The 14,511-nt window shown below is 62.4% G+C and carries 11 protein-coding genes and 1 pseudogene; 4 read left to right on the top strand and 8 right to left on the bottom strand.

Features of this window, described 5'->3' with window-relative positions; genetic code table 11:
* Nucleotides 1-4 precede the first annotated feature (4 nt).
* The 8 genes from tssH to ACK59Z_RS21745 form a co-directional block, all read right to left on the bottom strand.
* Nucleotides 5-2,602: a type VI secretion system ATPase TssH gene (gene tssH / locus ACK59Z_RS21780; RefSeq protein WP_012052412.1), complete on the bottom strand. Its 2,598-nt coding sequence runs from the start codon at nucleotides 2,600-2,602 to the stop codon at nucleotides 5-7.
* Nucleotides 2,599-3,669, bottom strand: coding sequence for a type VI secretion system baseplate subunit TssG (tssG, locus tag ACK59Z_RS21775; protein WP_012052411.1), 1,071 nt, complete (start codon nucleotides 3,667-3,669; stop codon nucleotides 2,599-2,601). The genes tssH and tssG overlap by 4 nt, the downstream gene beginning before the upstream one ends.
* The gene (gene tssF, locus ACK59Z_RS21770) at nucleotides 3,633-5,453 is read right to left on the bottom strand and encodes a type VI secretion system baseplate subunit TssF (RefSeq protein WP_108078561.1); all 1,821 of its coding nucleotides are present in this window, start codon (nucleotides 5,451-5,453) and stop codon (nucleotides 3,633-3,635) included. The genes tssG and tssF overlap by 37 nt, the downstream gene beginning before the upstream one ends.
* Complete coding sequence (gene tssE / locus ACK59Z_RS21765; RefSeq protein WP_003248355.1) at nucleotides 5,453-5,935, bottom strand: type VI secretion system baseplate subunit TssE; 483 nt, start codon at nucleotides 5,933-5,935, stop codon at nucleotides 5,453-5,455. The genes tssF and tssE overlap by 1 nt, the downstream gene beginning before the upstream one ends.
* A gap of 26 nt (nucleotides 5,936-5,961) precedes the next feature.
* Nucleotides 5,962-7,464 (bottom strand): type VI secretion system contractile sheath large subunit, encoded by a 1,503-nt coding sequence (tssC, locus tag ACK59Z_RS21760; protein ID WP_003248356.1) that lies wholly within the window; start codon nucleotides 7,462-7,464, stop codon nucleotides 5,962-5,964.
* A gap of 14 nt (nucleotides 7,465-7,478) precedes the next feature.
* Entirely contained in the window at nucleotides 7,479-8,018 is a 540-nt protein-coding gene (gene tssB / locus ACK59Z_RS21755) for a type VI secretion system contractile sheath small subunit (protein WP_003248358.1), read from the bottom strand.
* 64 nt (nucleotides 8,019-8,082) lie between these two features.
* Nucleotides 8,083-8,832 carry a hypothetical protein gene (locus tag ACK59Z_RS21750; protein WP_028697263.1) on the bottom strand — a complete coding sequence of 250 codons (750 nt, stop codon included), beginning with the start codon at nucleotides 8,830-8,832 and terminating at the stop codon, nucleotides 8,083-8,085.
* Nucleotides 8,833-10,054: 1,222 nt separating this feature from the next.
* Entirely contained in the window at nucleotides 10,055-10,606 is a 552-nt protein-coding gene (locus ACK59Z_RS21745; protein WP_003248365.1) for a hypothetical protein, read from the bottom strand.
* 15 nt (nucleotides 10,607-10,621) lie between these two features.
* Here ACK59Z_RS21745 and ACK59Z_RS21740 point away from each other — a divergent pair.
* The 4 genes and pseudogenes from ACK59Z_RS21740 to ACK59Z_RS21725 all read left to right on the top strand — a co-directional run.
* Nucleotides 10,622-10,871 (top strand): annotated as a pseudogene (locus ACK59Z_RS21740) (ADP-ribosylglycohydrolase family protein); the annotation flags it as partial.
* A 646-nt stretch (nucleotides 10,872-11,517) separates the two neighbouring features.
* Entirely contained in the window at nucleotides 11,518-13,374 is a 1,857-nt protein-coding gene (tssI, locus tag ACK59Z_RS21735; protein ID WP_108191088.1) for a type VI secretion system tip protein TssI/VgrG, read from the top strand.
* Between the two features lie 10 nt (nucleotides 13,375-13,384).
* Entirely contained in the window at nucleotides 13,385-13,969 is a 585-nt protein-coding gene (locus tag ACK59Z_RS21730) for a hypothetical protein (protein WP_108191089.1), read from the top strand.
* 34 nt (nucleotides 13,970-14,003) lie between these two features.
* Nucleotides 14,004-14,471, top strand: a complete 468-nt coding sequence (locus tag ACK59Z_RS21725) for a DcrB-related protein (protein ID WP_003248404.1) — start codon at nucleotides 14,004-14,006, stop codon at nucleotides 14,469-14,471.
* The last annotated feature ends 40 nt before the right edge of the window (nucleotides 14,472-14,511 follow it).

Genomic DNA, 14,511 nt, shown 5'->3' with positions numbered 1-14,511 from the left:
CTGGTCAGGCCAGGCGATAGGCGAAATCGCCATCGCTGCCCAGCTCGATCGCAAGGTGCTGGATCGGCGCGTCCTGGGCCATGCGCTCGAGCACGCGCTGGGCGAGTTCGGGCATCAGGGTCTGGGACAGGATGTTGTCGATGTTGCGTGCGCCGCTGTCGACCTCGGTGCAGCGGGCGGCGATGGCCTTGACCAGCGCCTGGTCATAGCTGAGCTCGGCCTGGTGGTTGCGGGCGAAGCGCTTGGCGATGCGTTCGAGCTTGAGGGCGACGATGCGCTCGAGAATCTGGTCCTGCACCGGGTAGAACGGCACGATGCTCAGGCGACCGAGGAAGGCCGGCTTGAACACATGGTTGAGCTGGTCGCGCAAGTCTTCGACGATCGCCTCGGGCGTCGGCAGCTCGGTGGCGTTCAGGCAGGTCTGCATGATGCGCTCGGTGCCGGTGTTGGAGGTGAGGATGATCACCGTGTTGCGGAAATTGATCTCGCGGCCCTCGCCATCGTCCAGTACGCCCTTGTCGAACACCTGGAAGAACAGTTCCAGCACGTCGGGGTGGGCTTTTTCCACCTCGTCGAGCAGCACCACGCTGTACGGCTTGCGGCGCACCGCCTCGGTCAGCACGCCGCCTTCGCCGTAGCCGACATAGCCGGGTGGCGAGCCCTTGAGGCTCGACACGGTGTGGGCCTCCTGGTACTCGGACATGTTGATGGTGATCAGGTTGCGCTCGCCGCCGTACAAGGTGTCGGCCAGGGCCAGGGCGGTTTCGGTCTTGCCGACGCCGCTGGGGCCGAGCAGCAGGAACACGCCAATCGGTTTGTTCGGGTCTTCCATGCGCGCTCGGGAAATCTTGATGCGCTTGCCGATCTCATGCAGGGCGTGGTCCTGGCCCAGCACGCGTTCACCAAGCAGGGCCGGCAGGCGCTGCACGGTATCGATTTCGTCACGCAGCATCTTGCCCAGCGGGATGCCGGTCCAGCCGCTGATGACCTGGGCGATGGCGCCGCTGTCGACCAGCGCGTGGACCAGTGGCTGGTCGCCTTGCACGCGCGCCAGCTCGGCACGCAGGGTATTGAGCTGCTGGGCGTCGGCATCGTTGGCGGCGTCCAGCGCCTTGAGCTGTTCGACCAGTTCCAGCTCCTGCTGCCACTGGGCATTGAGCTGCTGTTCCTGCTGCTGCTCGGCCTGCAGGGCAGCCTGCAGCGCTTCCAGGCGGCGGGCATGGTCGTGCCCCTTGCCGGCTTCGTGGCCGAGCACGCCGATTTCTGCTTGCAGGTTGTCGATCTGCCGGCGGCAGTCTTCCAGTGCGCCGGGCAGCGAAGATTGCGCCAGGGCAATGCGCGCGCAGGCTGTGTCGAGCACGCTGACCGCCTTGTCGGGCAGCTGGCGGCCGGTGATGTAGCGGTTGGAAAGGCGTACCGCCTGCACCAGCGCTTCGTCCATCACCGCCACCTTGTGGTGCTCGCGCATCTTGCCGAGCAGGCCGCGCAGCATGTGAATGGCCTTGTCTTCGTCGGGCTCTTCCACTTTGACCACCTGGAAGCGGCGGGCGAGGGCGGCGTCCTTCTCGAAGTACTTCTTGTATTCGGCCCAGGTAGTGGCAGCGATGGTGCGCAACTCGCCACGGGCCAGGGCCGGCTTGAGCAGGTTGGCGGCATCGTTCTGCCCGGCCTGGCCGCCGGAGCCGATCAGGGTGTGGGCTTCGTCGATGAACAGGATGATCGGGTGCAGGCTGCGCTTGACCTCTTCGATCACAGCCTTGAGGCGGTTCTCGAACTCGCCCTTGACCCCGGCGCCGGCCTGTAACAGGCCCAGGTCGAGGGTGTGCAGGGCAACATCCTTGAGCACCGCCGGCACGTCACCCTGGGCGATGCGCAGCGCCAGGCCTTCGACCACGGCGGTTTTGCCGACCCCGGCTTCGCCCGTGAGGATCGGGTTGTTCTGCCGACGGCGGGTGAGGATGTCGACCATCTGCCGTACTTCGAACTCACGGCCCAGCACCGGGTCGATGCGGCCTTCGCGGGCGCTTTGGGTAAGGTTGACCGTGTACTGGTCAAGTGCCGGGGTCTTGCCGCTGGCCTTGCTCGACGTGCTCACTGGCGCCGCTGGGCTTGCCAGCGGGCTGGCCTGCCTGGACTCGGCGCTACCCTCCACCAGCGCCGCAAGGTTCAGGCGCAGGTCATCGGCGTTGATTTTTTCCAGCTCCGGCGCCGAGGCGATCACCACGCGACGCAGTTCAGCATCGTCAAGCAGAGCCTGCAGCAGGTGAGCGCTGCGCACCTGGCCTACGCCGTATTCGATCGAGGCCAGCAACCAGGCTTGCTCGATCATGCGGGTAATGTGTGGCGACAGCGCCGGGGTGCGGGTATTGCCTTTCTTGAAGGTGCCCAAGGCGGTGACCAGCTGCGCCTGCAGGCGTTCGGCGACGACCTCGTAGTGGCGCAGGATCGGGGCCAGGTCGCTGTCGTTGTTGTCGAGCAACTGCAGCAGCAGGTGCTCCACTTCCACGTCGTAGTGGTGCTCCGACAGGCACAGGGCCGCCGCGCTTTCGGTGGCCGTGCGGCTGGTTTCGTTGAGCTTGGCGAACAGAGACTTCAGGTTCACAAGGCGACCCCATCGTAAGGAATGTGGAAAACGGCGCAACGCGAAGGCTCCGCGTCACGACCCGGGCGTTTGAGCCAACCCAGCCAGCCCAGGGCGACATTGCCGCTGCGGCCCAGTTGGGCGCGTGGCACCGCCTCGCGCTTGAGGCGCGGGGCAATTTCGAAATCCAGTTCGGCACCTATATAGAAGCGCACCAGCTCGACCAGCTTGCGGTAGCAGGCGGTGCCCGGCTGGAAGCGCTGGTAGTCGGCCAGGTTCAGCGGGCCCAGCTCGATGCGGATGCACGACTGGTAGTCCCAGACCCGGTTGCCGGCGACGGCGCTGTGGCCGAGCTGGGCATTGCGGCGGCCGAGCTGGGTGCATTGTTCGGGCTGCAGGTGCAGCCAGCGCCCGGCGAACGGCTGGACCTTGATCGGCAGCGAGAAATAGAAGCCGAGCATGCGTTCAAGGTTCAGCGCATTGCGCGGCTTCTGGCTGAGCAGGCCGGCAAAATAGCTGAACAGCTCACGACGCAATGCTGACGGTTGCTCTTCGAACTTCAGCTTCTGGGCGCGCGGCCCGAGGCCAACCAGGTTGAGCAGGTAGCCGTCGAAGCCCGAAGTGCCATTGCGCTCGTGCTCGATGTGGAATTTGTATTTTTGCCAGGCCTCGTAGAACAGCGTGGTCATGCGGTGCGAGAAGATGTCGAGAAACGCATGGGCGGCATCGTCGCGATACTGCACGTGGCGCTCGAGCAGCAGCTCGGTGTACGGGCGTGGCAGCACGCCCGACGGCCCGACCAGGCCCATGAAGGTGACCTGCACTTCCGACAGCGGCAAGCCGGCCGGCGACACCTTGCCTTCGCGCTCGAAGTGCAGGTCGCTGACCTCGCTGGCCGGGAACGCCAGCGACAACTGGGTACGAAAACGCAGCGGGTCTTCGTGCGGCCGGGTTGCCAGGTCCATGCGCCCGGTGCGGCTGTAGTGCAGGCGGAGCAGGCGCACCAATTGAAAGAATTCGAATCGGTGCGGCTCGGCTCGGGCCTGATCGATCAGACCAGGGGCTGATCGCCGGTGCGTGCTGGCCATTGTACGACTCTCTTTTCTCGTTGTTGGGTGCGCAGGGTCAGTTGGGTGAAGCTGTTCATCGAGCAGTACTGGCCGAAGAAGTGGTCCAGCACTTTGCCGAACAGAAACACGCCGCTGCCGATGAACTGGCTTTCGTCCAGGGTCAGGGTGATGCCGACGCCGCGCACGAAATTTGGCCGCGGGTGGCCGATGCGCGCGACCACCGGTTCGCTGCTGATCGCCTTGATGCCGTTGATCTGTTTGCGAATGGCGGAAACATTGCGGTAGTTGTACAGCGACAACAGCTCCAGCAGCACTTCGCGGCCCTGGCTGACCAGGGACAGATGGTTCAGCGACAAGTGGGCGATCAACCGCCAGATCAGGCCCTTGCCCAAGGGCACGCGCACCGTGGCGGTGGGCTTGCGCAGGCAGCGGATGTCCTTGATCACCGCGTTGGCGGGAATGGTGAAATCGCCCCGTTCGCCACCGAACGGCAGCAGCAGCGGCACGTCGCGGTTGCTGCAGGTAAGGCCGATGCTGAGGGTGTCGCTGCTGGCGTCGATCAATTCCAGATCGCGGTCGACCACGCGGATGCTCATGGCAGTGGCGTCACCCTGGTTTCGTCGGCGCGCGACCCAGAAGCTGCTGTGTGGGTCTTGCTCACCCCGGGGTTCGAAAAACGGCTGGCAGGTGGCGACCTGGTCGATACCGCCGAGTTTGCGCACCCGCCGTACCCGGTCGATCGAGACCACTTCTGCAGCGTTGTGCAGCCGTGTATCAGGGGTGACCGGGTATTCGTGCTGGGTGTGGGTCAGCTTGATCGGCTCGGCCTGCTGGCGGAACAGGTTGATGATCGGCGTGCAGTTGAGCTTGAAGTTGTTGCGCCCGATGTTCTGGGTCAGCCGCGCCAGGCGCTCGCTGAGGTCGTAGTCGGAGAAATAGAAGTTGACCTCTACCTGTTCGATGGCCTTGCCCTGCAGGATGCGGGCAAATCCACTGAGGTCGAAGAACATGAACTTGTCGGGGAAGGTGAAATACTCGTGCAGCAGGCGGTAGCCCAGGAATGAGCGCTCGGAGTAGTCCACCAAGCCTTCGTCACGGGCGTAGCCCACGGTGTTCAGGGCATCGGCCGGCAGCGCCACTTCGCGGCGGCGGCCCTGGTCGTCGAAGCTCAGCGTGGCCTTGGCCAGGTTGTTGAACAGCAGCTCGTACAGCTGCAGCATCAGGGTCGCTTCGCCGTCGAGGAAGAACCGCAGGCGGTTCATGTCCATCTGCCCGAACAGGGCATCGCCGGTGGCTGCCAGGCGGATGCGCAGACGAGCGACCAGGTCGGCGCTGTGCCCGTTGAAGGCCGAACGTTCCATTTCCGTGAACGAGGCCTGCTGCACGGCAATCGGCCACAGCTCTACCGGGTAGCAGGTGCGGAACTTGCACACCACGCCTTCCACGGGATTGGCATGCATCTCGGTATGACGCGCCACGCGGTAGGCTTCGGTGACTTTCTCGTGCCTGCCCAGACTCAGTTCGACAATCGACATCGACGGAGTAGGGCGCAGGTAGTGGGGGTACAGCACCTCGAGGAAGGATTCGACGATTTCCGGAAACTCGTCATCGAGCTTCTTGTGCACCCGCGCAGACAGGAACGAGAACGCCTCGATCAGGCGCTCGGTGTGCGGGTCTTCGCAGTTGTCGCCCTCGATCAGCAACCGCGAAGCGATCTTCGGGTACTGCGCGGCAAACTCCTGGCCGAGAAAGCGCAGGTGCGACAGTTCCTTTTCGTAGTAGGGCAGCAGTTCGTCGAGCATCAGTTGAGGTTCTGCACTTTGTATTCCTGGGTGTTGACCTGCAGCACGGCGTCGAATGACACCTGGCGGCTGATGTCCTGCAGACGCAACACGGCGTCCACGCGGAAGGTCAACATGCGGTGGCCGTTCTGCTGGGCCAACAGCTGAACACGGACCCGGCGAAAGCGCCGGTCTCCGGTGCTGATCGCCCGCTCCAGCTGTTGCTGGATCAGGCGACGATCGTGCGGGTCGAGCACGCTGCGGCTGATGAAGTCCGGCATGCCGTATTCAAGGATGGAACCACCGAGCTGGCTGAAGCCGTCGAGCTCTTCGGCGACCAGGGACTGGCGGGTGTTCACCAGTACTTCGAGGTCGCGGACGATGCTGGCCTTGTACTCGGCCAGCGAGCAGGTGCGCTGCGCTGCGGGCTCGGCCGACTGGTAGGGACGGTCGTCCAGCAGTCGGTCGAGCAGCGAGGGCAGCAGGCGGGCCTGGTTACTCATGTGTCATCCCTGTACACAACGGCCTGTCAGCCGCGCGCGCCCTGTGGCAGCTCGGCAACCAGCCGCAGCGAGGCGGTCAGCTCATCCAGCTGGTAGTGCGGGCGCAAGTAGGTCACGGCCTTGTACACGCCTGGCTTGCCGGGCACTTCGAACACCTCGGCGCGGGCTTCGCGCAGCGGGAACTTGGCCTTGGCCTCCTGGCTGGCGGTGTCGTCGAGCAGCACATAGCTGGCCAGCCACTGGTTGAGGAAGCGCTCGACATCCATGCGCGAGGCAAAGCTGCCGATCTTGTCGCGCATGATCGCCTTCATGTAGTGGGCGATGCGCGAAGTGGCGAAGATGTATTGCAGCTGGGCCGACAGGCGTGCGTTGGCGTTGGCGATGTCGGTGTTGTACTGCTTCTGTTTCTGCGCCGACTGGGTGCCGAAGAACGCGGCATAGTCGGTGCCCTTGCAGTGCACCAGGGGGATGAAGCCCAGGTCAGACAGCTCTTTTTCGCGGCGGTCGGTGATGGCGATTTCGGTCGGGCATTTGAGGGCGATTTCGCCGTCGTCGGTCTTGAAGGTATGGGTCGGCAGACCTTCGACCAGGCCGCCGCCTTCCACGCCGCGGATGGCCACGCACCAGCCGTAGCGGGCGAAGGCATCGGTGACGCGGGTGCCGAGGGCGTAGGCGGCGTTCATCCACAGGTATTTGTTGTGGTCGCGGCCATCGACGCTTTCGACGAAGTTGAATTCTTCCACCGGGGTGGTATCCGGGCCATACGGCAGACGACCGAGCACGTGGGGCAGGGTGAGGCCGACGTAGCGCGAGTCTTCCGAGGCGCGGAACGACTTCCACTTGGCGTATTCCACGGTGTCGAAGATCTTCGCCAGGTCACGCGGGCCGGACATCTCGGTGAACGAGTCCCAGCCGAACAGCTCGGACGAAGCGGCCGAGATGAACGGCGCGTGCGCCGCCGCCGCGACATGCGAGATCTCTTCGAGCAGGTACATGTCTTCGGGGTTGCGGTTGAACTCGTAGTCACCGATCAACATGCCGAAAGGCGCGCCACCGAAGGTGCCGTACTCTTCTTCGTAGACCTTCTTGAACAGCGCGCTCTGGTCGAATTCGCTGGCGGCCTTCAGGTCGCGCACCAGGTCTTTCTTCGAGGCATTGAGCAGGTGGATCTTCAGCGTGGTGCTGGTCTCGGTCTGGTCTACCTGGTATTTCAGGCCGCGCCAGGAGGCTTCCAACTGCTGGAACTCGCGGGCGTGCATGATCTCGTTCATCTGCTCGGAGAGCATCGCGTCGATTTCGGCGATGCGCGAATCGAGCACGGCGATCAGGTCCTTGCTCGGGGTCATCTCACCCTCGAGCACCTGGTTCACCAGTTCGCCAATCAGGTCGCGGGTGCGGTTGCGCTCGGTGTCGGAGCGGGCCACGCGGCTTTGCGAAATGATGCTGTCGAGCAGCGAGGGCTGTGGTGCGAAGTTTTCCACTTCGACCAGGTCGCCGGCCTGTTGCGGTGCGGTTTGCTTGTCGGTCATGTTCGGGCTCCTGCTCAGGCGCGATCGTCGCTGGACGGGTCTTTCACTTCGGCTTCACGGCCGAATTCCTTGCCCAAGGTCTTGAGCTTTTCAGTGTTCTGCAGCACGTCCATCAGCAGCTCTTCGAGCTTGTCGTTGCCGCCCATCTTGTTGCGCAGGTCGGCCAGCTTGTTGCGCACTTCCAGCAGCTTGCGCAGCGGCTCGACCTGCTTGACCACGTTCTGTGGCTCGAAATCTTCGAGGCTGTTGAAGTTCAGCTCCACGCCCAGCTGGGTACCGTTCTTGGCCAGGGTGTTGTCGACGCGGTAGGTCAGGCGTGGTTTGATGCCCTTGAGCACACCGTTGAAGTTGTCGCGGTCGATGTACACGAACTTGCGGTCCTTGAGCTTGGGCAGCGGCTCCAGCGGGTTGCCGGAGAAATCACCCAGTACGCCGACGACGAAGGGCAGCTCCTTTTTCTCGATGGCATCGCCGATGTCCACGTCGTAGGTGATATGGACCCGAGGCGCGCGAACGCGGTCGAGTTTGTGCTGAGTGCTTTCCTTCTTCGCCATCGTGTTCTCCAGTGCGAGCAATTCGCTGCGAATCATTGCGCGGCCCGGTGCCGGGCGCTGCGCGTTACAGTCCTTCGATCGTCAGCAGCAGGCGCTGACGGATTTCGTCGTTCATTTCCAGGATGTTGTCGCGGCCTACCAGTTCTTCGAAACTGGTGTTGCCGGCAATCTGCGTGCTGCTGCGGATGACCGAGTCGTCGGGAAGTTCCGAGCGCACAGGCGAGCTGATGACGCAGAACGGCAGGTCGCCAAAGCCCTTCAGGCGCTCGAAGCTCAGGCCGTAGCGCAAGCCCTCGAACAGCCGCCCAAGGCCAGGCGATTTGCTCAGGCAGTAGAACAGCACCAGGTAGTGCACCACGAAGCGGTACAGCTCGGCGCTGCTGCGGTTGGGGTCTTTGATGACATTGCGAAACCGCGCCAGGTCAAAGGCGTGGAAGCCCACAACCCAGCGGGTCGGGCTGGTGATGCGGATTACCTGGCCGCTGTGTTCCAGGGTCTTGTCGTATTCCAGCGGGAACAGTTCGGGGGTGGTGCTGATCAGGTTCAGCGGTACTTCCAGCTCGGTGACCAGCTGGAACGGCGCGGCCGAGCCGATACGTTCGTAGAGTTCGACCAGGGCTTGGAAGTGGCCCTGGGTTTCGCGCCCGCTGCTGCGCTGTGCGCCTTGCAGGTATTCGCCAAACAGGGTTTGTGGACGGATCAGCGGTGCCACGGTGGCAAGGTAATCCGCCGCCTGCGCCTTCAGCGCATCGGAGATCGCCCGCGTCTGGCTACGCAGCTTGATCAGTGCTTCGACATCGAATGTCTGTGTCATTGGTGCATCGTCCATGTGCCTGCTTGATCGTCCTGAAACGCCGGTGGCGTGGACCTGAAAAATCGCCTTTCGGCTGCAGCGAATTTGGGTGCTGGCATATGAATATTGTGTTGCCAGCAATGCCGAGTAGGGCACCTCGCTGCGGAAGAAGTTCCGGCGAGGGGGGCGATTTTTTCCCCGTTTTGTGACGCTGCGCAATAATGGCGCTGTGATATTTACAGCGTGTCTTGAGCGCAGGAGATGGGGGCTCAAGCCCTAAAGACTGGGTACGAAAGGGGCTGGAAAGCGATGAAAATCGTTGGCGAAAGTTTTTTTCAAAAAGTGAATCAGTTCTCATTTTGTGCGCCGGCCGCGTGCGTGCAGCGGGGTGGGGAAGCGCGTCAGGATGATGGCAATGCGACCGGTTTCGTCGCATCCGGCGGGGTAACTGTATTGTTCAAAATCTAATAGCTAGCGCGATGCTCGTAGGAGCGGGTTTACCCGTGAATAGGCCGGACCTGCCGGCCAATATCCTTGATCATTCACCGTTGCAACCGCCACCGCATTCGCGGGCAAGCCCGCTCCTACATCGACCGGTGGTGTCGCCGTTGTAGGAGCGGGTTTACCCGCGAATAGGCCGGACCTGCCGGCCAATATCCCTGGTCATTCACCGTCGCAGCCGCCACCGCATTCGCGGGCAAGCCCGCTCCTACATCGACCGATGGAGTCGCCGTTGTAGGAGCGGGTTTACCCGCGAATAGGCCGGACCTGCCGGCCACTATCCTTGATCATTCACCATCACAGCCGCCACCGCATTCGCGGGCAAGCCCGCCCTACACCGGTGGTGTCGCGACGCCCCGTTGTAGGAGCGGGTTTACCCGCGAATAGGCCGGACCTGCCGGCCAATATCCCTGGTCATTCACCGTCGCAGCCGCCACCGCATTCGCGGGCAAGCCCGCTCCTACATCGACCGATGGAGTCGCCGTTGTAGGAGCGGGTTTACCCGCGAATAGGCCGGACCTGCCGGCCACTATCCTTGATCATTCACCATCACAGCCGCCACCGCATTCGCGGGCAAGCCCGCCCTACACCGGTGGTGTCGCCACGCCCCGTTGTAGGAGCGGGTTTACCCGCGAATAGGCCGGACCTGCCGGCCACTATCCCTGATCATTCACCGTCACAGCCGCCACCGCATTCGCGGGCAGCTTGCCCGCAAACACCGGCGCAGCCGGTTTCATTCAACTCAGCGACCATCGACCTGTACGCAAACGTCTCTGCCATCGATTGCCTTACATGGCCAATTGTCGTTGATGTAATGATCCGGCTTGAAGCACACCCGTTCATCGTTAACCCAGAACATCTGCCAACCGGAGCCCGAGATCCTGAGCTTCGGGCACGACCAGTAGTCCTTTGCCGAAAGCGTGGCTGTGGTCAGCGCAATCATTGTCGGAGCGACGATAACCATCAGCACAACCGTCAGTTGCAGCGAGCGTAGCTGGAACCCGTGCAGCCAAGAGGTTTTCGGTGGGTCAAACTTCCGACCGGTCCATGCGGCGATCAGGCTGGCAACGATCAGGCAAGGCCCCAGGGGAATGAATGCGATCATGAAGAAAGCTTTGAGTGGTGTTTCCACGACCGGCGCATTACGGTAGATCCGGCCGTAGAGGGGCACGATATCTGTCCATAGGGCGTACACCGCCAGTGCTCCCATGGCGAGCATGGACAGCATCAGACCGATGGCCGTAAGCCGGAAAAGAATAGGGGACCTTACGTAGAGTTCGGGATGGTCTTTCATGTGTGCCTGAGCATTCCCTGGCTGCCGCGGATCAAACCGGCATGGCTGAACAACAGGTTCAGCACGTTATCACAGGACCAGGCACTGGATTGCGCTCAGGGCGCATTGCCTGGTCTGGCGATTGATGATTGCAGTAGGCACGACGCCGGAGTTTCAGCGGCGCGATCAGGGGCATGTTAACGATCTGGTCTGCGGTGGTCCTTTCCGCCTGGCGCCTGGTGAGTGGACCGACGATACCAGCATGGCCCCGTGCCTGGCGGACACCTCAGGATGGGTGTGAAGTCAGGCGCAGAGCCCACTGTTCTCATGACAGGCGTGCGCGGCAATGATGGCAATTGAGCATCGCTGCACGGTTTCGTGGCTGGCCGCATCCCGCAAGTGCCATTACGGCCGCGTTCGCGATGGCCATTTGCCGGAATTGGCCAGTGGCGAAAATTTGAACCAATCCACGTTATGAAACATTTTTCTCCGCCAATGGAGCTGATGAATCAGGTAGCGAGACAGTTCGAGTGGGAGCTGTCAGGCATGGGCGCTGATCGATACCTCAAAAACCTGCTGCGACGGGCCATTCGGCGATTGCCGGGTCGCCTCCGGGCGCCAGTAAGGAAGATGAAGGGTGGCGATATGACATTGCCTTACAGGGCGGTATCGCCCGGTTTTCCTAGGCCGGTAGCGAGTTGACAGGGCAGCTTTTGCCGGTGTTTCCTTTGGGCCTTTCTGCCTGCCTGGCATTCGGGAATGTGAACCCTGTCGCATTTATTTCAATGCATGATGGCACTTTCCTTTCTGCAGGCAGTCGCATGATTCCGCAAGCACGCGCGTTATGCGCGCATGCAGAATACGCCCGCAAGATCAGGGTTGCAGCTGAGCATCGCAAGCGCGTGCTGGCCGTGTTTTCAAGGAGATTTCGCATGATCATGGACTTGGCCTCCGCGCTGCTGTCGCCACAGAACCGCCGCCTGTTCAAGTTTCACAACCTGGCCAACCCCGAGCAGGAGCTGCTGCTGGAAACCTTCAAGGGCACCGAAGCCCTGTCGCGGGCGTTCAACTACGAACTGCTGCTGGTCTGCGAAGACTCCGGCGTGCCGCTCAAATCCATGATGGGCCAGCACGTCAGCATCGAGATCGAACTGGCCGAAGGTGGCCCGCGGTACATAACCGGCTACCTCACACGCTTTGCCAGCATCGGCAGCGACGGCGGCATGGCGCGCTATACCGCCACCCTCAACCCGTGGTTCTCGATGCTGAAGAACCGCTTCGACACGCGGATCTTCCAGGGCAACACGGTCGAGGAAGTGGTCACCGAAGTGTTCGCCCTGTGCCCGGCGTTTTCCCGCCACGAGTTTCGCCTGACCCGGTCACAGAAGCGCTACACCTACATCACCCAGTACCGCGAAACCGACTTCAACTTCGTCCAGCGCCTGCTGGAGGAAGAGGGGATGTTCTACTACTTCGAGCACACCGCCGAAGGCCACACCATGATCATCTGCGATGACTCCAGCACGCTGGTGGCCATCCCCGAGCAACCGCAGATCCGCTTCCACAGCGCCTCGGTCACCGAGACCGCCGACTCCATCACCCAGTGGAGCGGCAACCGTCAACTGCAATCCGGCAAGATGGCCACGCAAACCTTTGACTACCGCCAACCGAACAACCGCCTGCCGGTGGCGCTGAACAGCGTGAACAATCAGGGCGATGTCGAGAACTTCGAGATCTACGACTTCCCCGGCCAGTACACCCACGGTACCTATGACGAAGGCGAAACCCTGCTGCGCCTGCGCATTGAGGCGCTGGAACTGCGCGGCAAAAAGTTTGAAGGCGCCAGCAACTGCCGGGCCATGAAGCCGGGCTACACCTTCGAACTGCTGCAGCACTACATCCACGACCAGGGGCCGGTAGAAGACCGTCAGTTCCTGCTGATGAGCGTGGAAAGCGAAGGCCACAACAACTACCTTACCGGCCAGCAGGCCAGCTACTTCAACACCTTCAGTTGCGTGCGCAAGAAGATCCCGTTCCGCCCGCAGCTGAGTACGCCCAAACCGACCATTGCCGGCCCGCAGACCGCGATCATCGTCGGCCCACCGGGTGAGGAGATCTTCACCGACGAACTGGGCCGGGTGAAAATCCAGTTCCACTGGGACCGCAATGGCAAGTACAACGACCACAGCTCGTGCTGGGTACGCGTCGCCCAATCCGGTGCCAGCGGTGGCTTCGGCAGCATCCAGATCCCACGTGTAGGCGACGAAGTGGTGGTGGTATTCCTTGACGGCAACCCGGACCGGCCGCTGATCATGGGCAGCCTGTACAACAGCACCAACACCCCGCCATGGTCGCTGCCGGCGAACAAGACCCAGAGTGGTTTCCTGACACGGTCGATGAAGGGCGACGGCGGTACCGCCAACTTCTTCCGCTTCGAGGACAAGGCCGGCGCCGAGCAGATCATCATGCATGCCGAGCGCAACATGGATACCGAGATCGAGCTGGATGAGACCCACGATGTGGGGAACAACCGCTCGATTACTGTTGGCGGTACGCACACCGAAACGGTCAAGAAAGACACCGTGGTGCAAGTGACCGAAGGTTCCTACACCCTGCAGGTCGACAACCAGTTCATCCAGGTGGCCGCCAAGCAGCACATCATCCTGCAGGTGGGCGACAGCAGCATCACGCTGACCCCGGAAGGCATCGAGATCAAAGGCAAGGTCATCGTGACCACCAGTACCGACACCACCCAGATCACCGGCGCCGCAGTGCGGATCAACGACTGAGGCAAGGTTTATGTACAAGCCCTCGATCTACGACCGCATCTCCGCCAGGCGCGAAGCGCAAGAGGAGGCTGTGCGGCTGGCCAGTCTGGCGGAAGCTGCTCATGTGCCGGAGCCTGTGCCCGAGCCGGAACCGGTGCCAGCCGTGTTGCAGGATGTCGCCAGCGCTTTCACCTTCGCAGGGTTCTCCTTGCAGTTTCCGCTCGGCTTTCGTTTTCGCGACATCCAGACCACCCTCGAGCATGAAGGCGAGCCGGTCAGCCTCAGCATCCGCCGCCGTGATGTACGCGCCAGGCAGCCGCTGGAGCAACTGTTCCAGAGCGCAGTCGAGGCTTTGCGCGAATTGAACCCGCAACTGCGCGTGATTCGCCAACGTGACTGCCTCCTGGCTGGGAACCCGGCCAAGGTCGTGGACTTTCACTTCAATGCCGGCCACGAGCCTCGGCACGGTCGCCTGGTCGGCGCACTGGTGCCCATCGCCGGCAGCGATTCGCTGCAATGGCTGGATATCTCCAGCGTGATCGACCCCAGCAAGCCCGGCCTGAGCCAGTGGCTGGCCGAGTTCGACCGCATGCTCGATGGCTTCGCGCAGGGCTGACCCCGATTTTTTCGCTATCAGGAATTTTCATCGCATGGATTACGAATTACAGGAAGGCGGCATTGCGCTGCCGGCAGGTTTCGAGGACCGCACGGTCAACATGTTCGTCTTGGGTGCCAGTGTTCCAGCACCCTTGAGCATCACCATCTCGCGTGACACCTTGCTGCCGGACGAAGCGCTGCAGGCCTATGTCGATCGCCAGGTCAAGCTGCTCACCTCCAAGCTGCGCGGCTACACCCGCATGGGCAACAAGGCCGTCACGCTCTCGGTTACCGCACCCATTGCCGGCATCCAGATCGACGCCTATTACATGAACCAGGGCCGCCCGCTGTACCAGCGCCAGGCCGCCTTCATCATCAGCCCCGGGCGTGCCCTGATCTTCTCCACCACTGCACAGGCCGACTTCAGTGCCCAGCAGAACCAGGACTGGGACAACCTGTTGGCCAGCTTCACCCCGCGTGCCCCGTCCGAGACCAGCGCCGAGTCCGGCGAACAGGAGTAACCCCTCATGTTCGAAGCGGCCAGGTTCGGCGACGAGATAG

Source organism: Pseudomonas sp. KCJK9058 (assembly GCF_046230975.1).
In the GTDB taxonomy this organism is placed as follows: Bacteria; Pseudomonadota; Gammaproteobacteria; order Pseudomonadales; family Pseudomonadaceae; genus Aquipseudomonas; species Aquipseudomonas alloputida.
The sequence above is the reverse complement of the archived record's forward strand: the minus strand, read 5'-3'. Positions and strand labels throughout refer to the sequence as shown.

Coding starts and splice junctions, on each gene's coding strand:
- tssG (WP_012052411.1), bottom strand. CDS start 3,669: ATGGCCAGCACGCACCGGCGATCAGCCCCTGGTCTGATCGATCAGGCC.
- tssF (WP_108078561.1), bottom strand. CDS start 5,453: ATGCTCGACGAACTGCTGCCCTACTACGAAAAGGAACTGTCGCACCTG.
- tssE (WP_003248355.1), bottom strand. CDS start 5,935: ATGAGTAACCAGGCCCGCCTGCTGCCCTCGCTGCTCGACCGACTGCTG.
- tssC (WP_003248356.1), bottom strand. CDS start 7,464: ATGACCGACAAGCAAACCGCACCGCAACAGGCCGGCGACCTGGTCGAA.
- tssB (WP_003248358.1), bottom strand. CDS start 8,018: ATGGCGAAGAAGGAAAGCACTCAGCACAAACTCGACCGCGTTCGCGCG.
- ACK59Z_RS21750 (WP_028697263.1), bottom strand. CDS start 8,832: ATGACACAGACATTCGATGTCGAAGCACTGATCAAGCTGCGTAGCCAG.
- ACK59Z_RS21745 (WP_003248365.1), bottom strand. CDS start 10,606: ATGAAAGACCATCCCGAACTCTACGTAAGGTCCCCTATTCTTTTCCGG.
- tssI (WP_108191088.1), top strand. CDS start 11,518: ATGATCATGGACTTGGCCTCCGCGCTGCTGTCGCCACAGAACCGCCGC.
- ACK59Z_RS21730 (WP_108191089.1), top strand. CDS start 13,385: ATGTACAAGCCCTCGATCTACGACCGCATCTCCGCCAGGCGCGAAGCG.
- ACK59Z_RS21725 (WP_003248404.1), top strand. CDS start 14,004: ATGGATTACGAATTACAGGAAGGCGGCATTGCGCTGCCGGCAGGTTTC.